At 61.9% G+C, this 20920-nt stretch carries 21 protein-coding genes and 1 other RNA gene; 5 read left to right on the top strand and 17 right to left on the bottom strand.

Translation table 11 applies throughout. The features are described from left to right. Positions 1-71: 71 nt before the first annotated feature. From WDB86_RS12285 to WDB86_RS12235, 11 genes are all read right to left on the bottom strand, one after another. On the bottom strand, positions 72-1403 hold the full coding sequence (locus WDB86_RS12285) for a hypothetical protein (RefSeq protein ID WP_406736047.1): 1332 nt from the start codon (positions 1401-1403) through the stop codon (positions 72-74). Between the two features lie 25 nt (positions 1404-1428). Then, the gene (locus WDB86_RS12280; protein ID WP_339108220.1) at positions 1429-1899 is read right to left on the bottom strand and encodes an ExbD/TolR family protein; all 471 of its coding nucleotides are present in this window, start codon (positions 1897-1899) and stop codon (positions 1429-1431) included. A 3-nt stretch (positions 1900-1902) separates the two neighbouring features. Next, positions 1903-2598: a protein TolQ gene (tolQ, locus tag WDB86_RS12275; protein ID WP_339108221.1), complete on the bottom strand. Its 696-nt coding sequence runs from the start codon at positions 2596-2598 to the stop codon at positions 1903-1905. A gap of 117 nt (positions 2599-2715) precedes the next feature. Further along, entirely contained in the window at positions 2716-3117 is a 402-nt protein-coding gene (gene ybgC, locus WDB86_RS12270) for a tol-pal system-associated acyl-CoA thioesterase (RefSeq protein WP_406736046.1), read from the bottom strand. Between the two features lie 24 nt (positions 3118-3141). Next, on the bottom strand, positions 3142-3852 hold the full coding sequence (locus tag WDB86_RS12265) for a hypothetical protein (RefSeq protein WP_406736045.1): 711 nt from the start codon (positions 3850-3852) through the stop codon (positions 3142-3144). 92 nt (positions 3853-3944) lie between these two features. Beyond that, a complete protein-coding gene (locus tag WDB86_RS12260) occupies positions 3945-4502 on the bottom strand; it encodes a DUF924 family protein (protein WP_406736044.1) in 558 nt (185 codons plus the stop codon). Between the two features lie 126 nt (positions 4503-4628). Continuing rightward, positions 4629-6251 (bottom strand): BCCT family transporter, encoded by a 1623-nt coding sequence (locus tag WDB86_RS12255; protein WP_406736043.1) that lies wholly within the window; start codon positions 6249-6251, stop codon positions 4629-4631. A gap of 305 nt (positions 6252-6556) precedes the next feature. Beyond that, positions 6557-7252: a CDP-alcohol phosphatidyltransferase family protein gene (locus WDB86_RS12250; protein WP_339109543.1), complete on the bottom strand. Its 696-nt coding sequence runs from the start codon at positions 7250-7252 to the stop codon at positions 6557-6559. A gap of 163 nt (positions 7253-7415) precedes the next feature. Then, positions 7416-7991: a hypothetical protein gene (locus WDB86_RS12245; RefSeq protein ID WP_406736042.1), complete on the bottom strand. Its 576-nt coding sequence runs from the start codon at positions 7989-7991 to the stop codon at positions 7416-7418. A gap of 166 nt (positions 7992-8157) precedes the next feature. After that, entirely contained in the window at positions 8158-9069 is a 912-nt protein-coding gene (locus tag WDB86_RS12240; RefSeq protein WP_406736041.1) for a tyrosine recombinase XerC, read from the bottom strand. Between the two features lie 12 nt (positions 9070-9081). Further along, entirely contained in the window at positions 9082-9825 is a 744-nt protein-coding gene (locus tag WDB86_RS12235; protein WP_406736040.1) for a DUF484 family protein, read from the bottom strand. A 192-nt stretch (positions 9826-10017) separates the two neighbouring features. Here WDB86_RS12235 and WDB86_RS12230 point away from each other — a divergent pair, with 192 nt between their 5' ends. After that, positions 10018-10344 (top strand): hypothetical protein, encoded by a 327-nt coding sequence (locus WDB86_RS12230; RefSeq protein ID WP_406736039.1) that lies wholly within the window; start codon positions 10018-10020, stop codon positions 10342-10344. A gap of 92 nt (positions 10345-10436) precedes the next feature. Here the strand turns inward: WDB86_RS12230 and fsa are convergent, their stop codons facing one another. Beyond that, positions 10437-11090, bottom strand: a complete 654-nt coding sequence (fsa, locus tag WDB86_RS12225; RefSeq protein ID WP_339108230.1) for a fructose-6-phosphate aldolase — start codon at positions 11088-11090, stop codon at positions 10437-10439. 150 nt (positions 11091-11240) lie between these two features. Between fsa and WDB86_RS12220 the strand changes: the two genes are divergently transcribed. Next, entirely contained in the window at positions 11241-13430 is a 2190-nt protein-coding gene (locus tag WDB86_RS12220) for a primosomal protein N' (RefSeq protein WP_406736038.1), read from the top strand. 26 nt (positions 13431-13456) lie between these two features. Here WDB86_RS12220 and WDB86_RS12215 read toward each other — a convergent pair whose 3' ends face one another. From WDB86_RS12215 to WDB86_RS12195, 5 genes are all read right to left on the bottom strand, one after another. Next, positions 13457-14434, bottom strand: coding sequence for a glutathione S-transferase family protein (locus WDB86_RS12215; protein WP_406736037.1), 978 nt, complete (start codon positions 14432-14434; stop codon positions 13457-13459). Continuing rightward, complete coding sequence (locus WDB86_RS12210) at positions 14424-15239, bottom strand: VOC family protein (RefSeq protein ID WP_406736036.1); 816 nt, start codon at positions 15237-15239, stop codon at positions 14424-14426. Before WDB86_RS12210 ends, WDB86_RS12215 begins: the two co-directional genes overlap by 11 nt. A 72-nt stretch (positions 15240-15311) precedes the next feature. After that, positions 15312-15770, bottom strand: a complete 459-nt coding sequence (locus WDB86_RS12205) for a DoxX family protein (protein WP_406736035.1) — start codon at positions 15768-15770, stop codon at positions 15312-15314. A 131-nt stretch (positions 15771-15901) separates the two neighbouring features. Further along, a complete protein-coding gene (locus WDB86_RS12200; protein ID WP_406736034.1) occupies positions 15902-16441 on the bottom strand; it encodes a hypothetical protein in 540 nt (179 codons plus the stop codon). Positions 16442-16503: 62 nt separating this feature from the next. Further along, positions 16504-17286, bottom strand: a complete 783-nt coding sequence (locus tag WDB86_RS12195) for an SDR family oxidoreductase (RefSeq protein WP_339108236.1) — start codon at positions 17284-17286, stop codon at positions 16504-16506. Positions 17287-17464: 178 nt separating this feature from the next. On the opposite strand from WDB86_RS12195, the gene ffs reads away from it, so the two are divergent. The 3 genes from ffs to WDB86_RS12180 all read left to right on the top strand — a co-directional run bounded on the left by ffs (position 17465) and on the right by WDB86_RS12180 (position 20894). Next, an RNA gene (gene ffs, locus WDB86_RS12190) (signal recognition particle sRNA small type) lies at positions 17465-17563 on the top strand. Between the two features lie 171 nt (positions 17564-17734). Continuing rightward, positions 17735-18949, top strand: coding sequence for an efflux RND transporter periplasmic adaptor subunit (locus tag WDB86_RS12185; RefSeq protein WP_339108237.1), 1215 nt, complete (start codon positions 17735-17737; stop codon positions 18947-18949). Between the two features lie 10 nt (positions 18950-18959). Beyond that, positions 18960-20894: a MacB family efflux pump subunit gene (locus tag WDB86_RS12180; protein ID WP_406721298.1), complete on the top strand. Its 1935-nt coding sequence runs from the start codon at positions 18960-18962 to the stop codon at positions 20892-20894. Positions 20895-20920 lie beyond the last annotated feature (26 nt).

Raw genomic sequence — 20920 nt, 5'->3', positions numbered from 1 at the left:
GGAATGGACGCAGGGCGCATCACATCCGCACGACATTTCGCGATGATCGGACGATTTCCTTGAAAACCGCATCAACGCATCCTCATGCTATCGGGGTTGAAATCCATCTCGATGGTTTTCCAGCGCCCGTATTTTTCCGCCGGAAGCGGGAAGCCATCCGAGCCACAGCGCACGATCGCGCGGCGTGCCGCCTCGAAGGCCTGCTTGGCAGCCGCATCCGACCCGCCCGACGACCCGATCATCTTGATCGTCGAAATGATCGGCGTGCCGTTCTGGTTCATCTGCACCGAAACCGTCACCGTGGTGCGCAGCGCCTCCGAGGACAGCGCGCCCACGTTCCAGCATTGCTTCACATCGACAACCAGCGCCTCTTTCTCGCCGCGGGTGATCGGGGGGCCCATCGGCGCATTGCCGGTGCCGCCCGTGCCCTCACCGCCCAGAGCCTGCGCAAGCGCATCCTGCACCGCCTTCTCGGTATTGGGCGAAGGGGCTGCGGGTTTCGCAGCAGCAGCAGGTTTTTCGGTCTTCTTCTCGGCGGGTTTGGCCGCAGGCTTGTCCGCCTTTTTCTCGACCGGCTTGGCTGCAGGCTTGTCGGCCGGTTTCTCGGCTTTCTTCTCGACCGGCTTCGGCGTGTCGGCTTTGGGCGTGTCAGCCGCTGCGGTTTCCACCGGCTTCGGCTCTTCTTTCTTCGGCGGAGCGGGCTTCGTACGCGGCTTGGGGCTGACCGGCGGAGCCGATGTCTTGGCCTCTTCCACCGGCTTCGAGGCTTCGGTCTCGATCTCGGTGCCCGCCTCCTCGGGGGCCGCGGCCTCCTGCGCCTCTTCCTTCGGCTCTTCAGGCTTCGGCGCCTCGGCCTCTTGCGTGGCCTCTTTCGGCACCTCGGCCACCTTGGCTTCGGGCGCGGGGGTGGGCAGCGGATCGGGGGCCACACGCCGCGCGGGCTTGGGCACCGGACGCGGGCTGAATTCGGGGGTCGAGGTGTCTTGCGGCACTTCGACGTCCGGCATCATCGAGGGCGGGACTTCCGTCACCTCTGTCGGCTCGGCAGGTGTCTGGACCTCCGACAGATCGGGCTTGGCTTCGGGCTTGGCAACCGGCTCGGCCAGAGCCGCCTGTGGGGCCGGATCGGGGGCCTCGTCGGGGGCAGGCACATCCTCTGCCGGAGAGCTGTCCTGCTGCGGGGCGGCAATCGCTTCGGGCGCGGTGTCCTGCACCTCGCCCGCTTTGGGAGCTGCCGCCTGCATCGCTTGGAATTCGGCATCCGAGATCACCGAAACCTGCGTCATCTGTATCGGCTCGACCGGATCGCGTTTGATCAGGAGATCCCCCACGACAGCCCAGAGGATGATCCCCGCATGGACCACCCCTGACACCCAAGTGCCGATCTTATCTGCCCGTTCCATCCGCATAAAGTTGCGTGCCTTGCGCTTACTGTTTCGCCGGTCCCGTCAGCGACGGACCACCGGATTCGGTCACCAGAGTGATATTGTTGAAGCCCGCGCCATTCAGGGCGCCCATGACTTCGACCACACGGGCATAGTTGATACCGCCATCGGCGCGCAGGTAGATCTTGTTGCTGTCCCGCTCGGCGGCGATCGCCTGCAAACGGCCCACAAGCTCGTCTTCCGGCACGGTCGAGTTCATCAGCGACACCGTGCCATCAAGCTGCAGCGAAATGGTCAGCGGCTCTTCCTGTTCGGTCGGCACCGCCTTGGCCGAGGTCTTCGGCAATTCCAGCGGCACACCCACGGTCATCATCGGCGCGGCCACCATGAAGATGACCAGCAGCACCATCATCACATCGACCATCGGCGTGACGTTGATCTCGGCCATCGCCTGATGCTTGCCGCGCCCGCGCCGCCCTCTCCGGCTGGAATTTTTCATCACACCGCCGCTCATGGATCAGGCGTCCAGCTGGCGCGACAGGATGGTGGAGAACTCGTCGGAAAACGCCTCGTAGCCGCCAACGATACGGTCGGCATCGCCCGAAAGCTTGTTGTAGAAGATCACGGCAGGAATCGCCGCAAGCAGACCCAGGGCCGTGGCCACCAGTGCCTCGGAGATACCGGGAGCCACAACGGCCAGCGAGGTGTTCTGCGAAATCGCGATTTCCTCGAACGCCACCTTGATCCCCCAGACCGTCCCGAACAGACCCACGAACGGCGCGGTGGAACCGACCGTTGCAAGGAAGGGCAGCCCGTTATTGAGCTTCTCGCTTTCCTTGGTGATCGCCACATCCATCGAACGCTCGATCCGCGATTGCGCACCGGCGATCAGATTGCCGTCCTGACGGTGGCTGCGACGCCATTCCAGCATACCGGCGGCAAAGATCTTCTCGCTCGCGCCATCGGGGCGGGTGCCGATCTGCTCGAACAGCTCGTCCAGCGGCTCGCCCGACCAGAAGGCCTGATCGAAAGTCTCGGCCTCGCGGCGGGCCGCGCGGAACGAGATGAATTTACGGATGATGATCGCCCAAGACCAGAAGCTGGACAGCATCAGCAGGATCACCACGAGTTTTACGGTTAGGGAGGCACGGGCAAAAAGGGCAAGCAGCGAGAAATCCATCTGCTGCGCCGCGCCAAGCACGTCTGTTTCCATCAGTCTACTGCTCGTCAAATAGGGGCCGCGTTTGTCGCGGGTTGATTGGCAGCGATTTTAGCGCACATAAAGGGGCTACGCCATAACATCTACGTCACCTAGGGCCAAATTGCGCACCTAATGCAGGCTCGGAGCCAACTTCCGGCGTATTTCGGCAGATATCCGCTGCGCCGCCCCTGCCTCGTTCAGGCATACAAGGGTGACCTGCGCGGCAAAAAGCACCTCTCCCGCGCGTTTGACCTCCTGCGCAAGCTGGATCCGCGCGCCTGTTTCGGCCAGCAGCGTGGTCGAGACAATCAACTCGTCATCATATCGGGCAGGCTTGAGATACTCGGCCTCGACACGGCGCACGGCGAACACCGTGCCGGTCTCCGCCCTCATCCGCGCCTGATCCACACCAAGCGACCGGACCCATTCGCTGCGCCCGCGCTCGATGAATTTCAGGTAGTTGGCATAATAGACGATCCCCGCCAGATCGGTATCTTCGTAATAGACGCGGATCGGAAATTCAAAAGCCATCTCAAGACCTTACTTATGAATCCGTTAGTTTTTCGGGGCCAGTTTCGCCTCGGCCATATCCTGCACCATGCGGGCGCTGGCGGCCTCGGCTTTCTCGCGCATCAGATTGGCACGGGCAAAAAGGCGCAGCGCATGGGCGGCCTCGTCGGCCACGGGCGGCATGACCGGATCATAGCTGGCGGCAATAAGCGCCGCCACCTCGGGGCGCAGCACAGCGGCCCCGCGCGCCAGCCCCAGCGGAGACTGCGCGGCCCATGCCTCGCTTCCCCATGCGAGAATCATCTGCACCGCCTGCCCCAGCGCGATCGTCTCGGCAGGCACCTCGGCCATAGCCTCATCCATCCGTACGAAACTGAAACAGGCCCGAATGGCCCCCTGATCATCGAAGCGGAAGGTGCGGTAATGGGTCGCCCCCGCATCATCCAGACGCACAACCAGATCCTGCAGACCCGGCAGCATATGATCGAGGTTCGGAACCTCCAGGAGTTCCTGCCAGTCACGGAAGAAGAAGATCATCAGATTGGCCCCGAGCTCCGGATCGGTCTCGGCCAGCTTATGGCCCGACAGCGCCACGACCGCCTCCAAAGCGCCTTTCATGATCTGCAGCGTCTCTTCCTGCACGCCGAAGACGATCGGCACGATCGGCCTGCCCCAGCGCGCGAAATGGTAATGCCCATCCGTTCGGGTAAACAGGGCGGTAATCTCTTCGGGCGTCAGGCTACAGGCTTCGGTCATGATGGTCCTCGTCTCTTGATCGCGATCATAGGGCGTCGCGCGGGCGAGCAAAAGGCGTCATTCGCCCCTGTCGCCCAACGCAGCCCCTATGGCTAGAAACCGGCATGGGTTTCCAGAAAGGCCAGTTCGGGCTTGGTGCTTTCGCGCCTGAGCGCGGCATTGCGATGCGGAAACCGGCCAAAACGCGCAATGATGTCGCGATGGGCTTCGGCAAAGCGCTGCCCTTCCGCATTCTGCGCCGCCGTATAAAGCGCGAGCGCGCGGTCCTGATCGGCCAGTTCCTCGGAATGCATGAAGGGCAGGTAGAAAAAGGCAGCCGCTGCCGGATCCACCTCTTTCGCGACAGCCGCATCGAAGCCTTGCGACAGCGCCGCATCCGCCACCGCCCGCGCCTTGGCATCGCTGGCAAAGGCATGGCCGGTCCCGCGGAACATGTTGCGCGGAAACTGGTCGAGCAAGATCACCAGTGCCAGCGCCGACTGCGCGGCCTGCTGCCAATCCGCCAGCGCGCCCTGCGCCGCATCGGCCTGCAAGGCGGAGAAACGGTCGCGGATTTCGCCGTCGAACCGCTCGTCTTTGACAAACCATTTCTCGCGATTTTCCGGTGCGAACCAGAATTCCAGAACATCCTGCGCGCGTGATGGTGCCATGTTGGCCTCCTTTGGCTACGGGTGGAGCCTATAGATAGGCCGAAGCGACGACAGCCCCAATACAAGGCGCAAAAAATAACGGGCACCGCGACGGGTGCCCGTTGGACGCTCCGGCCCGAAACCGGCTCAGGCGTTCTTTTCGGCCTGTAGACCTTTGACGATGGAATAGCACATCACCAGCAGAACCACGGTAAAGGGCAGCCCTGTCGAGATCACCATGGATTGCAGGGCCGAAAGCCCGCCCCCCAGCAGCAGCACAATCGCGACCACGCCCTCGAAGGTCGCCCAGAACACCCGCTGCGGAACGGGGGCATTGACCTTGCCACCTGCGGTGATGGTGTCGATCACCAGCGAGCCCGAATCCGAGGAGGTCACGAAGAACACGATCACAAGGATCACCCCCACAACCGAGGTGATCTGCGACAGCGGCAGCACCTCCAGCACGCGGAACAGTTTCACCGAGATATCGGCATCCACGGCGGCCTGATAGCCGTCCTGAATGACCTGCTGCAACGCGACGCCCCCGAAGATCGACATCCAGACCACACAGGCCAGCGACGGGATCAGCAGCACACAGACCACGAATTCACGCACCGTCCGCCCGCGCGAGACACGCGCGATGAACATGCCCACAAACGGCGACCAGCTGATCCACCATGCCCAGTAATACGAGGTCCAGCCCTGCACGAAGCGGGTATCTTCACGCCCGAACGGGTTCGACAGCGCCGGAAGCTCGGTCAGGTAGGCACCAAGGCCGGTGCCGATATCGCCCAGAAGGGTCAGCGTCGGGCCGGTGAACAGCACGAAAAGCAGCAGAACCAGCGCGAGGATCATGTTGATTTCCGACAGTTTCTGCACGCCCCCCTCCAGCCCGCGCAGCACCGAGACAAGCGCCACAGCGGTAATACAGATGATCAGGATCACCTGCACCGTCGTCGAGATCGGAATGCCCAGCACGGCATGCAGACCGGCATTGGCCTGCGTGGCCCCCAGCCCCAGCGAGGTTGCCAGACCGAAGAGCGTGGCAAAGACCGCCAGAATATCAATGATATGGCCCGGCCAGCCCCAGATCCGCTCGCCCAGGATCGGATAGAAGGCCGAACGGATCGTCAGCGGCAGCCCCTTGTTATAGGAGAACAGCGCCAGAGCGAGCGCCAGCACCGCGTAGATGGCCCAAGGATGCAAGGCCCAATGGTAGATGGTCGCGGCCATGCCCAGCTTGAAGGCGGCCTCGGTATCGCCTTGCGCCCCGCCCAGCGGTGCGCCAGCCGCCCCTGCGAACGAGGTCGAGAAATGGGTCAGTGGCTCCCCCACACCATAGAACATCAGACCGATGCCCATACCGGCGGCAAAGAGCATCGCAAACCATGCCGGATAGCCGAAATCCGGCGTGGCCTCCGACCCGCCCAGCCGCACCTTGCCCCAAGGCGAGACAATCAGGAACAGACTGAACAGCACGAAAATGTCGCCCGCCGAAAGGAAGAACCAGTCGAACCCGCCCGTGACCGACGAAAAGAGCCAGCTGAACAGGGACTGGGCCGTCTGGGGGAAGACCAGCGTAAACAGCACGAATAACACGACAGCCACAGCAGAGATGGCGAAGACCGGATTGTGGATATCGAAATCCAGTCTGCCGACACTGCCTTCGATATTATCCTGTCCGACGGAATAGTCGGTGTCGATCGGGGCGGCGTCGCCCTCGGGGGCGGGCACGCCCAAATCCTCGTCCTGATCGATTGTCTCTGCCATGCAGCGTCTCCTGTCCTGTTTCCTTTGTCGCTCCGGCGCGGTCAGTTGCGGACCTGCCCCAAGACCCCGAGGCCGGATCGGGTGCGCGGGCCCCCAGATACGGCAAGAGCGCAATGCCGTGCGTGTGCGGCTTTGCGTGTAAAGGCCAAGATGACAGCCCGACGCGACCCGTAAGCGCCAAAAGCGACGCGAAGTGTCGCTTATGAGACATTGCGTCCCAAAACTCCACCACTGAAACAAGCAAAAATCCGCCGGGTTCCCGGCGGAGGACAGAAATATGCGGATTCTATCGGAAAAGCGGCGTGTCAGCGGCTTCGCAGGGGCACCACTTGCTGCACGATCCCGACGAAGAGCAGATAGAGCGAACTGAGGATCAGCCCGAAATGCACCCATGCAGGCGAATGGAAATTGGTCCATGCCGCAATGGCCGCGAAGACCACCCAGGCCAGCGCGATCGGCAATGACAGCGCGCGCCAACGCTCTGTCCTGACCGGATGGATGAATTTCAACGGCAGGAACATCGCCACCGTACAGATCAGCACCAGCACCAGAATAACCGGCGGGGTCGGCGCCACAGCAAACACGACCAGCGCCACCATATTCCAGCAGCCCGGAAAGCCGGAAAAGGAATTATCTTTTGTTTTCATGCGTGTATCCGAAAAGTACACAACGCTGAAATAGGTGATAGCCACCACCACAAGCCAGCCCGGCCACCCCGGAAGCAGGTCGGATTTGAACAGCGCATAGGCGGGAATGAAGACATAGGTCAGATAGTCGATGATCAGATCCATCAGGACCCCGTCATAGACCGGCGCGTTCCGTTTGACATCATAGCGCCGCGCAAGGGGGCCGTCGATGCCATCCACAACAAGCGCCACAACCAGCCACAAGAACATGACGCTCCAGTTTCGCTCGACGGCTGCATCAAGAGCCAGAAGCGAAAAGACCGCTCCGGTTGCAGTGAGAAAGTGAACGGAGAGAGCTTTGGTGCGTAACATCATAATTCGGGTCATGCCGCAAACGCCCCGTTCGATCAAGCAAAGACATAGAAACCCAAGTCTCTTCCTGAAACTGTGGCGCAATCGCGCCGACCGTCACGCCAGCGGATAAAGAAGGGCGGCAGAGCCGCCCCTCCCGTTCAAGCCATGTCTATCGGGCCAGACCTCAGCCCTGCGACACGTCTCCCAGCGTTTCTGCCAGAAGTTGCTCGAACTGCTGAACACGACGCATGTCATCCTGCACATCCGCCGTCTCGGCATCCTCATTGGCTGACTCTGCCAGAGATTCGACCAAAGATTGCGCAGTCGAAACGCCGTCTTCATCATCGGAAGGTGGCGGGCCCGGTGGTGGGCCCATCATGCTGGCAACGCTGCTTGTGCTCTCTTCGGTTCCCGAAACGGTCTCGCCACTGATCGAGGCATCATAGGCCGCCTGCTCCATGGTCGACAGCTCACCATCGCCATCAAGATCGAAGACCTCTTCGTCGCTGGTCAGCGTGGTGGAGCTTGTCGTGGAGGACGAGGACGAGGTCTCGCTCGTATCGCCAAACAGGGAAACAAAGAGGGATTCGGTATCAGCGCCACTGCCAGACGAGGCGGGAGGCGCCGGAGGAGGAGCCGCAGAAGCCTGCGTTTCCTCTACGGTTGTGCTATCGTCGTCTTCCGTTGTCGTCGTGCCGGCCTGTAAAACCTGCAAACTCGACGCAACGCCTACACTACCGGCAAGGGTTGATACGTCCATAATGCGTTCCTTTCTGAACATGAAACGTATCCTAGGTCTGCGCCCGCAAAATGAATGAAACCTTTCCAGAACATGGTTAACCCATCGACTTTCCTGATCGGAAGCCGGTTTACAATTAAAACTTGACCTAACGATAACGGAAGGACGCCCAAACAGCGCGTTCCTATCAGCGCCTCGGATGGGCGGCGCGGTAGACCTCCATCAGGCGCGCCTGATCAACGGCGGTATAGACCTGCGTGGTGGCAAGGCTGGCATGACCCAGCAGCTCCTGAATGGCCCGCAGATCGCCCCCCGCACTCAGCAGATGGGTGGCGAAACTGTGCCGCATGGCATGTGGCGTCGCCGTTGCAGGCAAGCCCAAGGCCATCCGCGCCTGCTCCATCGCCTTGGCAATCAGCCGTCCGTTCAGCGCTCCGCCCCGCTTCCCGCGGAAAAGGGGCAGATCGGCCGCGACCGGATAGGGACAGAGCCGCAGATAGCTTTCCACCGCCGCGCGGGCAGCAGGCAAAAGCGGCACCATCCGTTCCTTGCGCCCCTTCCCCATGATCCGCAGACTATCACCCAAAGGCAGATCGGCCCCGGTCAGCGACAGCGCCTCGGAGATCCGCAGACCACAGCCATAGAGCAGGGTCAGCACGGCAACATCGCGCGCGGCCACCCACGGGTCCTGCGCCTGAAGATCCACCTGCGCGATCATCGCGACCGCCGCATCCTCGGCCAAGGGGCGCGGCAATTTGCGCTGGAACCGTGGCGGACGCACCGAAAGCGGTGCCGTCGCATCGAACCCCTCGCGATCGGACAGCCAGCGGACAAAGCTTTTGACCGAAGACAGCGCCCGCGCCAGCGAGCGTGCCGACAGTCCCCGCCCCCGCTCATGCGCCATCCATGCGCGCATATCGGCCGTGCTCAGCCGTGCAAGACGTGCCACCCCGAGCGACTCGCCCTGATGGACATGCAGAAAGGTCAAAAACCCCCGCAGATCACTGCCATACGCGAGAATCGTCTGCTCTGATGCGCCCTCAAGCCCGCGCAAATGCGCAAGCCAGCGCTGCATCGCATCCCGCAGGGCGTCCGACATTCCAAGCATTTCCTACCCCAGAAACCGTTGCATCATACGTTCGAAAACGGCACCGAAAAACCCAAGAAGCTCCGTCCCCTGTGACAGCCTGAACCGCTGGGGATCGACAGATCCCAGCACCAGCATGGCCGGCAACCGCCCTCTGCCCAGATCCAGCGCGATCACCGCCTCCGAGAGGATCTCCCCGACCCTGCCCGATCCACAGGCATGAACAGGGCTTCCCGCCGGAACGACCCTGCGCAGCACGACACGCTCGGGCACAGCCATTCCTGCGGCGCGCATATATTCACCGGCAAAGCCCGGTTCGGCCAGACACAGGACATTCCCCAGATGCCGTAACGCCGGATCAGCCTCGGAATGATGGGTTTCCAGCACCAGCCGGAGGGTGTCGACCTCCAGAATCTCTGTCACCTCGCCATGCAGCGCCTCCAGAAACCCGCGAAAACCGGAGGGCTCCGGATGGGAGGGGACCCGATCGAGCGGCCCCAGAAGCGCCAGCACCGCACGATGCACCTGAGTGGTGCCGGCAAGGTTGTCATAGGCGGCAGCGATGACCGAGCGATGGGTATCCTCGAGCCGGTCGAGCCGCATCTCGAGCCGCCGCAGCGCCACCGATCGCAGGTCGACAACCCTATCATCCCGCGCGGCTCCGCCCGCCCCGACAAGCACCTGCATCACGGCGGGATCATCCAGAACAAGGTCTGGCTCGGACAGAATTTTCTCGCGTAGAATTTGCGCCAAACCGGCCTGTGTCATCGCAAGCATCCCCAGATTTCAAGACCTTAGGCGAATATATCAAGTTCTTGCTATTTTCCCAAGGGGACCGTGCAAGACTGTTTCAGGAATATTATCATATATCACCAAAATTGGTTATTTAACCCGAATCCAGAACGGCAAATGATATTTTGGGGTTACTCTCTTCCAAATAACGAGTTACATAAAACAATCATGCTTAGTTATTCTATTGCAGATATCCGGCTCCGCTTGCAGGAGCAGCTTCGGCGGATCGGGGTTTCCATGCGGCAGGCCTCTATCAGGGCTGGAAAATCACCGGGATATCTCCATTCCGTGCTCAAGGATGGAAACGATCCGACCATCAGCAGCCTGACCGAAATCTGCCATACCAACGGGCTGAACCTGCCTTATATACTGTTCGGTGTGCATATCGATGACGAGGCGGAAACGCTGCTGCGTCTGGCCCAGACACACCCGAACCGCCGCCACGCGCTGATGACATTGCTCGGCGACCCCGCCTTGCCGCAGGATCTGGCCTGAAACCGCCCGCCCCTGTTCCGGTCTTTCGCACATACCGGCGCAGGAAAAAGGGGCCTTCCGGCCCCCTTCCCACCGATCTTCCTCTTGGAGGATCAGATGATTTTCTGGCCGGTTTTCGCCCAGTCCGCCATGAACTGCTCGAGCCCTTTATCGGTCAGAGGATGCTTGACCATCCCCTTGATCACGGCCGGCGGCGCGGTGATCACATCGGCCCCGATTTTCGCACAATCGGTGATATGGTTGACCGAACGGATCGAGGCCGCGAGGATCTCGGTCTTGAACTCGTAATTGTCATAGACGGTGCGGATGTCTTCGATCAGCTCCAGACCATCAAGGTTGATGTCGTCCAGACGCCCGATGAAGGGCGAGATGAAGGTCGCGCCCGCTTTGGCGGCAAGGATCGCCTGTGCGGCAGTAAAGCACAGCGTGACATTGACCATATGGCCTTCGGATGCGAAAGCCTTACACGCGGTCAGACCGTCCCAGGTCAGCGGAACCTTGATCGCGATATTGGGGGCAATCTTGGCAAGTTTCAGACCTTCTTCGATCATGTCCTTGGCTTCGGTGGCAACCACCTCTGCCGAGACCGGACCGGTGACCATGTCGCAGATCTCTTTGGTCACTTCGAGGATATCGCGCCCCGATTTCATGATCAGCGAGGGGTTGGTGGTCACGCCATCGACCATGCCGAGGTCGTTGAGTTCCTTGATGGCGGCCACATCGGCCGTATCGACGAAGAATTTCATGAGTTTCCTCCAGATGGGCAGGTGCGGCACTGATAGCGCAAAACCTCTGGCCGCGAAAGGGTGGTTGTCGCGCATTCGGGGGGCTCTGCCCCCCTTGGCCTGCGGCCAATTCCCCCCGGGATATTTGGGGCAGCTGGAAAGGGGGGCCGCATGAGCGGGCAGGACTGGTTTACGGACGGGGCACGGGTCTCGGTTCTGACGGCGGAGCCGGTCGGGCGGCCACTGGATTATCTGGCGCCTGAAGGGGGCTGCTGGGCGGGCGCCTTTGTCATGGTGCCTTTGGGGCCGCGCAAGGTCTTGGGCGTTGTCTGGGGGGCAGGCGATGGGGATTTTGCCGCGGCCAAGTTGCGGCGCGTTTTACAGGTGATGGATGTGCCGCCGATGAAGGTGGAGATGCGGCAGTTCCTGATGAAGATGGCGAGCTATACGATGACGCCCCTGCCGCAGGTTTTGCGGCTGGCCACCCGTGCGCCGGGGCTGTTTGATGCGCCGGGGCTGCGCAAGATCTACCGTCTTGGGTCGGGCGAGCCGTCGCGGATGACCGATGCGCGGGCGCGGGTGTTGGAGGTTTTGCGCGACCATGGCGGGGCGGGCTTTCAGTTGGGAGAACTGGCCGCTTTGGCGGGGGTGACGACATCCGTGGTGAAAGGGATGCTGACCTCTGGCGCGGTGGTGGAGGCTGATGTGCCGCGCGATGCGCCCTTTGAACGGCTTGATCCGTCTTTGCCGGGCAAGGTGCTATCCGAGGCGCAAAGGGCCGCTGTGGCGCGGCTGGAGGATGGGTCTGGTGGGTTTGCGCCGGTTTTGCTGAAGGGTGTGACGGGCTCGGGCAAGACGGAAGTTTATCTGGAAGCGGTGGCCGATTGTCTGCGGCAGGGGCGGCAGGCTTTGGTGCTTTTGCCAGAGATTGCCTTGTCATCGGAGTTTCTCGCCCGGGTGGAGGCGCGGTTTGGCGCGAAACCGGGCGAGTGGCATTCGGGCGTGACCCAGACCGAGCGGCGACGGTTGTGGAAGGCCACGGCCTCGGGCGAGGTGCAGATGGTGGCGGGGGCGCGTTCGGCGCTATTTCTGCCCTTCCGCGACTTGGGGCTGATCGTGGTGGATGAGGAGCATGACACCTCCTACAAGCAGGAGGAGGGTGTCTTATATAATGCCCGCGATATGGCGGTATTGCGGGCATCCCTCTGTGGGGCGCAGGTGGTTCTGGCTTCGGCCACGCCCTCGCTTGAGACTTGGGCCAATGCCGAGGCCGGCAAATATGCGCGGGTGGATTTAGGGGCGCGTTTCGGGGCCTCCAAGCTGCCCGAGATGCGGCCCATCGATATGCGCAACGAGACGATCGAGAGCCAGCACTGGATCGGCCCGACGTTGGTGGGCGCGGTAATCGACCGTGTGCGCCGCGGCGAGCAGGCGATGCTGTTTCTCAACCGTCGCGGCTATGCCCCGGTGACGATCTGTCGGGCCTGCGGGCATCAGATCGGCTGTGACCATTGCGATGCGCGGATGGTGGAGCACCGCTTCATGAAGCAGTTGGTCTGCCACCAATGCGGCGAGACGAAACCGATCCCCACGCAATGTCCTAATTGCAAGGTCGAAGGCAAGCTGGCACCCGTTGGCCCCGGTGTCGAACGTCTGGCCGAGGAGGTGCGCGAACGTTTTCCCGACAGCCGGATGGCAGTGCTGTCGTCTGATCTGTTCACCACCGCGCGGGCGCTGAAGGAGGCGATCTCTGACATTGCCAATGGCGGGGCGGATATCATCATCGGCACGCAGATCGTGGCCAAGGGGCATAACTTCCCCAAGCTCTCGCTCGTGGGGGTGATTGATGCCGATCTGGGGCTGCAGGGGTCCGACCTGCGCGCCGCCGAGCGCACCTTCCAGCTTATGCGGCAGGTGGCAGGCCGTGCGGGCCGCGCCGAGACCGAGGGGCTGGCGCTTTTGCAGACCTATCAGCCCGAGCATCCGGTGATCCGTGCGATTCTGGGCGGCGATGAGGAAGCCTTCTGGCGCGCCGAGGCCGCCCAGCGTCAGGCGCAGCATGTGCCGCCCTATGGGCGTATGGCGGGGATTATCCTGTCGGGGCCGGATCTGAAGCCGCTGTTTGACATTGGCGAGGCGCTTTCGCGCCAGTCGGGGCCTTTGCGCGAGATCGAGGCCACCGTCTATGGCCCTGCCCCCGCCCCTGTAGCACGCGTGCGCGGGCGGCACCGCGTGCGGTTGCTGGTGAAGGCCGACAAGCGGGCACCTTTGCAAGCGGCCCTTGCGCGTTGGGTGGCACAGGTGCGCCTGCCCAATAATGTGCGCCTTGCGATCGACATCGACCCGCAAAGCTTCATGTGACGCAGAGTTTCATGTGAAACGGTCCCTTAGCGCCCGCGCGTCTCGGCCAGCAAGCGATAGCTGTCTTCTGGCCCCTTCGGCACGATACGCGGCGGGTTAAGCCGTTTGATCGCGTAATAGCCCGCCTTGATGTGATCCAGATCGACCGTCCCGGCCACGCCCGGCTGGTTCAGCATCCGCACCATATGGGCGTAAAGCGCAGGGTAGTCGCGCAGCATCTTCAGGTTGGTCTTGAAGAGCCCGTGATAGGCCACGTCAAAGCGGATCGAGGTGACGAAGATCCGGATATCGGTCTCGGTCAGGCGGTCGCCGTGAAACCACGGGCGGCCATCCGACAACACGGCTTCCATCCGGTCCATCTCGGCAAAGACACCGGCCACGGCCTCGTCATAGGCCGCCTGAGAGCTGGCAAACCCCGCCTTATAGACCCCGTTATTATAGGCGTCATAAATGCGGGCAGACGCCTTGGAGATCTCTGTCTCAATATCCTTGGGGCGCAGGCACGGGGTCTCGGGGGCAAGCCCTTCGAAGGCTGCGTCGAACATACGGACGATATCGGCGCTCTCGTTATTCACGAGGCTATCGGTCTTCATGTCCCACAGCACCGGAACCGTCGCGCGGCCTGTGTAATGCGGATCGGCGCGGGTGTAGAGCTCGTGCAGATAGGTCGCGCCATGCAGCGGATCGGCCTCCGCCCGCTGGAAGCCGCCAAATTCCCAGCCCTGATCGCCCAAGCGCGGATTGACAACAGTCACCTCGATGAACGCCTCCAGCTTCTTCAGCTTACGGGCCATCAATGTGCGCGAGGCCCAAGGGCAGATATAGGCCACATACAGACGGTAGCGCCCGGCTTCGGCCTTATAGCCGCCCTGCCCCGTGGGACCGGCCGACCCGTCCGGCGTGATCCAGTTGCGAAACCCCGAGACCTGTCGCACGAAGCGTCCTTTATCATCGGATTTCTGCACCGGCTGCCAGTCTTCGGTCCATGTGCCATCAACGAGCATTGGCCATCTCCTTGGCTTTCAGTGTCACCGGCAGCCCCCAAGGGTCCACCAGTGTGGCAGCACCGCCCAGCGCCGCCAAGGCTTTGGCCTCACCGCGCAGGGTCAGCCCCGACAGGCCGGTGGCGGGGCGCGAAACAGCCCCTGCGCCCCGCGAATTCCAGATGTTGGTGGCGATATGGTGGTGATAGCCGCCCCAACCGAAGAACTTCGCTCCCGGATAGTCGTTCATCACCGAAAGCCCCAAACGCTTGCCATAGAACTCCATCGCGGGCGCAAGCCCACCCACCTGCAGATGCACATGGCCAATGGTCATCCCCTTGGGGGCGCCAAACCATTTGCCCGAACGCTGGTTGTGCAGATCCTGCAGATCCAGCGGCTCGGTCACCATATGGATCTGGTCGCCCATGCGGATCCACTGGTCGCGCGGGCGGTCGACATAGACCTCGACGCCATTGCCCTCGGGATCGGCCAGATAGATCGCCTCGGATACCGAATGGTCGGATGCGCCCTGCAAAGGAGCCCGACGCGCCACCGCATGATCCAGCCAATCGGCCAGCGCACGGCGCGAGGGCATCAGGAAGGCCGTGTGGAACAGCCCCGCCTCGCGGTGGCTGGCCTTGCGGGCCGCACGATCCGCCCGCAACTCGACCAGCACGCGCCCATCTGCGCCATAGCGGGCCACCGTGCCATCCGATGACAGACGCGCCAGACCCAGCACGTTTTCATAGAATGCGCCCACGGATTTCAGGTCGTGGACCGTGAGGGTGACATGGCCGACCTCGATCGGTGCATCACTCGTTGCCATTTCAAACCTCCTGCCACCCGCGTGGCGTTACAGGATGCGGGAAGCCTCCTCCCCGCCCCGCAGTCCAAGCTATCAGCGACGGAACAGGCGATGCGTCGGGAACACGGCAGCCGCGCCATCCCCCAGCAGGGCCATCATGCCCATGACGGCGGCCCACATTACCGGATATTCCCAGCCGCCACCGGCATTGGAGAAGGTGAAGCCATTGGCGATATGGGCGGCCATCGCAGCCCCAAGAAGCAGCGGCACGAAGAGCGCCGAAACGAGACGCGGCAACAGGCCGAAAATCAGGGCCAGACCACCAAAGAACTCCGCCGTCATGGTCAGCAGACCTACCCAGCCCGGCAGGCCGAGGCTCTGGAAGTAGCCGGCGGTGCCTGCGGGGGTGAAGATGAAATATTTGATCAGCCCGTGGGTCACGAACAAAGCCCCCGTCGTCAGGCGAAGCCCCAGAATGCCCAGCGGAGCAAGGCGGCTGGTGGTGTCAGGCTTGGCCGGAGCGGCTGCGTTATCGAGTGCGATATGTGCCATTGTCTTCTCTCCATCATCCGGCAGATCCGCCGGAAGTATTGCGGGCCTCCCGTGCTGGCCCTTTCGATGAAGACACTATGACGTCGATCATTTGCCAATAAAATGATCTATAAAAGGAAACACTATCGCTATTATGTTCTTAAACAACTCCGTTTGATCGCAGCCAGCATCCTTTTGCGGATCAGACCGCTGACCGGCCGGATCAGATACCAATAGGGCGTCAACCGCACCTTGGCCGCACCATCCAGACAGTAGATACGCGTGCGGGTGGTCAGGCGGGGGCGATTGTCGCCCTCAACATGGAAATGCATCACCAGCTTGACGGAACCGGCCCGGTCATAGGCGTGAAGGGCGGCCAGATCGGGCAGCGGGTCCTGACCGTAGCGCGCCTGCCAGAACCGTCCGACCATCCCGAAAACCGCCTCGTCGGGGCCCTGAGCCAAGGGCGTGAAATGCGTCAGATCGAACGGCTTTTGCGCCACGGGCTTGCCTCGCAGGCGCCCGATCAGCCGTGCGGGCAACTCCCTGAGGGTGATGGCCCCACGAATGAAACCGTCCTGTCGGGGATCATAGGCCAGTGCCTCTGCCAGTATCCGCTCGGCAGGGGCCGGAATGGAAACCGAATGGGTTTCCTGAAAATGGAACTCGGGAAGAATGTCATCGATAATCATATGAATCTCCGCTGCGGATTGTATGTTACAATCCACAACGGAACACCGGATTCAAGCGGCGGTTACACCTCGATCGAGCCCACCGAGCCACCATCGACCCGCCAGTTCGCTCCGGTGACAAAGCTCGCCCTTTCCGAGCACAGAAGCGCGATCACGGGAGCGACCTCTTCGGGCTTACCGCGACGCCCCAGCTTCAGGAAGGGACGTTCTTCCTTCAGGAAGCTCTGGATCGCCTCGTCCTTCGACACGCCAAGCTCTTTCGAACGTTTCTCCATCATCCCGTCGGTCATCGGGGTTTCGATGAAAGCAGGGGCCACACAATTCGCCATCACCCCCTTGGAGGAATGCGCCAGCGCAATGGATTTCGAGAAGCTCAGCAGCGCCGATTTCGCACAGTTATAAACGGTTTCATCCGCATAGGGCTGGGCGACATTCTCCGAGGTCACAAAGACCATCCGTCCCCAACCGCCCCTGATCATCGCGGGCCCGATATGGCGGGCCAGACGCACGGCAGACAGGAAGTCGATATTCAGCGCCTCGGCCCAATCCTCTTCCGTCATCTGTAACGGATCGCCCTTGGCCCCCGTCACACCGGTCGCATGAACCCAGATGTCGAAATCGGTGCCGATTGTGTCGATCAGCGTGTCCACCCCTTCGGGTGTCGAAAGATCGGCAGCCACGGCCTTCGCCCCCAGCGGCTCGGCCACGGCATCAAGCTTTTTCTGATCGAGATCGGTCAGGACAAGATCGACCTTTTCCTCGGCCAGAAGCTTGGCGGTCTCGTGCCCCATGCCCCCCGATGCTCCGGTAATCAGCGCGCGCCGTCCCCTGATGTGCAGATCCATGTGCAATTCTCCTGATTGAATACTGTCGACAGGCCAACGCCCCCGCCCCCGCCCACTGTTCCAAGAGAGCCGATCACGCGCCCGCGAGGCCGCCCGCAAGAATACGTAGCGAGGGCGCGTGGCAATGACCTCGAAAACAAGGCTTGCGAAAGAGGCGAAGATTTTCTATATGCCCCCTTGAGAGGTTGGCGCGGGCGAGCGCCTCGCCAACCCGGTCAGGTCCGGAAGGAAGCAGCCGCAACGAGCCCCGCTTGGGTCGCTGTCCAGCCTCTCACCTCATTCCCCCACAGCTTCAGTTTCTCTTCAGGTCCATCACCGAAGGTGCCGCCAGATGTCGGCGGCGCAAGGATCAGCTGATATTTGCGTGAAGGCGCAAATTTATCAGACAGAATATAGCCCGTCCGCCGTTGAAGCATAACAAGACGAATAAGTTAGTGGACCGGGCCGTATGACGCAAAGACTGAAAATCACTCGCGCGAAGCTGATATCTCTTGCAGGTATCCTCCTGATCGCGGCAGGCGTTTTTGCGTGGTTCCACAGCCATAGCAATGCCGCTCAGGAGAGCGAGGTGCAGACCGTGACCGTCGCGCGCGCCAATGTGCAGAAGACGGTTCTGGCGACGGGGCTTATCGAAGCGGATGATCTGGTTTCGGTCGGGGCGCGGACCTCAGGGCAGATCGAGACGCTGGCGGTGGAGATCGGCGATACAGTCAAGTCCGGTGATCTGATCGCCCAGATCGACAGTCTCGAACAGCAGAACACGGTGGCGCAGGCCAAGGCCGATCTGGACGAGATCGATGCAGAGATCACCTCGAAGGAAGCCGAGATCAAGGTGGCGCAACTGGATGTCACGCGCCAGACGGGGCTGAATTCGCAAAAGCTCTCGGCCACCTCCGATCTGGAAACCGCGCAGGCCACGCTGGATATGGCCAAGGCGGGGCTGGTCTCGTTGCAGGCACAACGCGCCCGTGCGGTGATCGAGGTCTCCTCTGCCGAACTGGATCTGGACCGCACCAAGATCACCGCGCCGATTGACGGAACGGTGGTCGCCATCGTCAATGGCGAGGGCACCACGGTGAATGCCAGTCAGGATGCGCCGACAATCGTCAAGCTGGCCAAGCTCGACAAGATGCAGATCAAGGCCGAGATCTCCGAAGCCGATGTGATCAATGTCAAAGCGGGCCAGAAGGTCGAGTTCTCGCTGCTGGGCGATCCGGACAAAACCTATTCGGCCACGCTCGACAAGGTCGAACCGGCCCCCTCGTCGATCGAGGATGACGACGATATCGATACCGATAGCGCGATCTATTACGATGCCCTTTTCACCGTCGACAATCCCGACGGTCTGCTGCGGATCGGCATGTCGGCCAATGTCACGATCATCATTGACGAAGCCGATGACGCGCTGACCCTGCCGGTTTCCGCCCTGCCGCCAAAAGGGCCGGATGGCAAATACCGCGTGCAGGTCATTGGCGCGAATGACAAGCACGAGATGCGCGCGATCACGGTCGGGCTGGAGAACTCGACCACGGCGGCCATCACCGACGGCCTCTCCGAAGGGGACAAGGTCGTGCAGATGACCGCGCCCACCGGCCCGCCCCCTTCGGACAATTCGCAGCGGCGCGGCGGTCCGGGCGGTGGCCCGCCGATGATGGGCATGTGAGGCACAGACCATGGCATTGATCGAAATTTCCAATATCCGCCGCGCCTTTGCGGCAGGCGATCAGGAAGTGACCGTTCTGCATGATATCGACCTCAGCATCGAGGCGGGCGAAATGGTGGCGATCATCGGGCAGTCCGGCTCGGGGAAATCGACCCTGATGAACATTCTGGGCTGCCTCGACCGTCCGAATGGCGGCAGCTATCGGTTTGACGGTGCCGAAGTCGGCCAGATGTCGGATGAGGAACTGGCCGAACTTCGCCGCGCGCATTTCGGCTTCATCTTCCAGCGCTACCAGTTGATGCCCGAACTGGATGCCGTGGAAAATGCCGAGATCCCCGCTGTTTACCGTGGCATGTCACGTGGCGCACGGCGCCAGCGGGCACAGGATCTGCTGACACGGCTGGGGCTTGGCGACAGGCTTGGCAACCGCCCCGGCGCACTGTCGGGCGGACAGCAACAACGGGTCTCGGTGGCCCGCGCCCTGATGAATGGCGGCGAGGTGATCCTTGCTGACGAACCGACCGGCGCCCTAGACAGCCAGTCCGGCAAGGACCTGATGGCGCTCTTGCAGGAACTGCATGCCGAGGGCCATACCGTCATCATCGTGACCCACGATCCCGAAATCGCGGCCCAGACCGAGCGGGTGATCGAAATCCGTGACGGGTGCATCATCGACGACACCCGCAAGGCCCCGCTGCGCCAAAGCACAAGGATGACACCGCCGCATGAGGGCGCAGGCGGCATCGGCGTCTGGCTCGACCGGCTGCGCGAGGCCGCCCGCATGGCGATGAAATCCATCGCCGCCCATAAGCTGCGGTCCTTCCTGACCATGCTGGGCATCATCATCGGCATCACCTCGGTGGTCTCGGTGGTGGCTTTGGGCAATGGCTCGCAACAGAAGGTGCTGGAAAACATCGCCTCTATCGGCACCTCGACCATCTCGATCCGTCCGGGCACGGGCTTTGGCGACAGGCGTGCCAATCGGGTGGAAACACTGGTGGGCGGCGATGCCACGGCGCTGGAAAGCCTGTCGCTGGCGCAAAGCGTATCGCCGGAAGTTTCGGAAACGGCCAATGTCCTGCATGGCAATGTGACGGCCTCCGCCTCGGTCAACGGGGTAACGGCGGGCTATTTCGACTTGGGCGCCTATAAGGTGACCAAGGGGGCGGTGTTTGACGAAAGCGATGTCACCAACCGCACGCAGGTCGCGGTGCTGGACACGGACGCCGCCGAGACCTTCTTTGGCACCGACAACCCCATCGGCCAGCGCGTGCTGATCGGGCGCATCCCGCTGCAGGTGATCGGTGTGGTGGAAAGTTCGGGCGCAAGTTTCGGACCGCAATCGATCAAGATCTTCACCCCCTACACCACAATGATGGTGCGGGTGACCGGCGCCGACACGGTGGATTCGATCACCGTTCAGGTCAATGACGGCTACGATATGGATCAGGCCGAAACCGAGATCAGCAACCTTCTGGAACAGCGCCACGGCACGGTGGACTTCTTCCTGACCAACTCGGACACGATCCGCGAAACGATCCAATCCACCTCGAAGACGCTGACCTATCTGATCTCGGCCATCGCGGTGATCTCGCTGATCGTGGGCGGGATCGGGGTGATGAACATCATGCTGGTCTCGGTCACCGAGCGCACCAAGGAGATCGGCATCCGTAAAGCGGTGGGCGCGCGACGGTCCGATATTACCGCGCAATTTCTGATCGAAGCGGTGATGGTCTGCATATTAGGCGGGGCGCTGGGGGTCGGGCTGGCCTTTGCCATTGGCGAAGTTATCGGCATTCTCTCACCCAGCACGCGGCTGGTCTATTCGGGCACGACCATTGCTGCGGCCTTCACTTCGGCCACGCTGATCGGGATCATCTTCGGCTACCTGCCTGCCCGCTCGGCCTCGCGGCTGGATCCGGTGGTGGCGCTTGCCCGAGAGTGAGTGATCACACCTTGCCCGCGGGCGGC

Source organism: Thioclava sp. GXIMD4215, from assembly GCF_045291555.1.
In the GTDB taxonomy this organism is placed as follows: Bacteria; Pseudomonadota; Alphaproteobacteria; order Rhodobacterales; family Rhodobacteraceae; genus Thioclava; species Thioclava litoralis.
The sequence above is the reverse complement of the archived record's forward strand: the minus strand, read 5'-3'. Positions and strand labels throughout refer to the sequence as shown.

What these genes read in the sequence shown, in the direction of transcription:
- WDB86_RS12285 (WP_406736047.1), bottom strand. Translation starts at nt 1,403, where the DNA reads ATGGAACGGGCAGATAAGATCGGCACTTGGGTGTCAGGGGTGGTCCAT.
- WDB86_RS12280 (WP_339108220.1), bottom strand. Translation starts at nt 1,899, where the DNA reads ATGAGCGGCGGTGTGATGAAAAATTCCAGCCGGAGAGGGCGGCGCGGG.
- tolQ (WP_339108221.1), bottom strand. Translation starts at nt 2,598, where the DNA reads ATGGAAACAGACGTGCTTGGCGCGGCGCAGCAGATGGATTTCTCGCTG.
- ybgC (WP_406736046.1), bottom strand. Translation starts at nt 3,117, where the DNA reads ATGGCTTTTGAATTTCCGATCCGCGTCTATTACGAAGATACCGATCTG.
- WDB86_RS12265 (WP_406736045.1), bottom strand. Translation starts at nt 3,852, where the DNA reads ATGACCGAAGCCTGTAGCCTGACGCCCGAAGAGATTACCGCCCTGTTT.
- WDB86_RS12260 (WP_406736044.1), bottom strand. Translation starts at nt 4,502, where the DNA reads ATGGCACCATCACGCGCGCAGGATGTTCTGGAATTCTGGTTCGCACCG.
- WDB86_RS12255 (WP_406736043.1), bottom strand. Translation starts at nt 6,251, where the DNA reads ATGGCAGAGACAATCGATCAGGACGAGGATTTGGGCGTGCCCGCCCCC.
- WDB86_RS12250 (WP_339109543.1), bottom strand. Translation starts at nt 7,252, where the DNA reads ATGATGTTACGCACCAAAGCTCTCTCCGTTCACTTTCTCACTGCAACC.
- WDB86_RS12245 (WP_406736042.1), bottom strand. Translation starts at nt 7,991, where the DNA reads ATGGACGTATCAACCCTTGCCGGTAGTGTAGGCGTTGCGTCGAGTTTG.
- WDB86_RS12240 (WP_406736041.1), bottom strand. Translation starts at nt 9,069, where the DNA reads ATGTCGGACGCCCTGCGGGATGCGATGCAGCGCTGGCTTGCGCATTTG.
- WDB86_RS12235 (WP_406736040.1), bottom strand. Translation starts at nt 9,825, where the DNA reads ATGACACAGGCCGGTTTGGCGCAAATTCTACGCGAGAAAATTCTGTCC.
- WDB86_RS12230 (WP_406736039.1), top strand. Translation starts at nt 10,018, where the DNA reads ATGCTTAGTTATTCTATTGCAGATATCCGGCTCCGCTTGCAGGAGCAG.
- fsa (WP_339108230.1), bottom strand. Translation starts at nt 11,090, where the DNA reads ATGAAATTCTTCGTCGATACGGCCGATGTGGCCGCCATCAAGGAACTC.
- WDB86_RS12220 (WP_406736038.1), top strand. Translation starts at nt 11,241, where the DNA reads ATGAGCGGGCAGGACTGGTTTACGGACGGGGCACGGGTCTCGGTTCTG.
- WDB86_RS12215 (WP_406736037.1), bottom strand. Translation starts at nt 14,434, where the DNA reads ATGCTCGTTGATGGCACATGGACCGAAGACTGGCAGCCGGTGCAGAAA.
- WDB86_RS12210 (WP_406736036.1), bottom strand. Translation starts at nt 15,239, where the DNA reads ATGGCAACGAGTGATGCACCGATCGAGGTCGGCCATGTCACCCTCACG.
- WDB86_RS12205 (WP_406736035.1), bottom strand. Translation starts at nt 15,770, where the DNA reads ATGGCACATATCGCACTCGATAACGCAGCCGCTCCGGCCAAGCCTGAC.
- WDB86_RS12200 (WP_406736034.1), bottom strand. Translation starts at nt 16,441, where the DNA reads ATGATTATCGATGACATTCTTCCCGAGTTCCATTTTCAGGAAACCCAT.
- WDB86_RS12195 (WP_339108236.1), bottom strand. Translation starts at nt 17,286, where the DNA reads ATGGATCTGCACATCAGGGGACGGCGCGCGCTGATTACCGGAGCATCG.
- WDB86_RS12185 (WP_339108237.1), top strand. Translation starts at nt 17,735, where the DNA reads ATGACGCAAAGACTGAAAATCACTCGCGCGAAGCTGATATCTCTTGCA.
- WDB86_RS12180 (WP_406721298.1), top strand. Translation starts at nt 18,960, where the DNA reads ATGGCATTGATCGAAATTTCCAATATCCGCCGCGCCTTTGCGGCAGGC.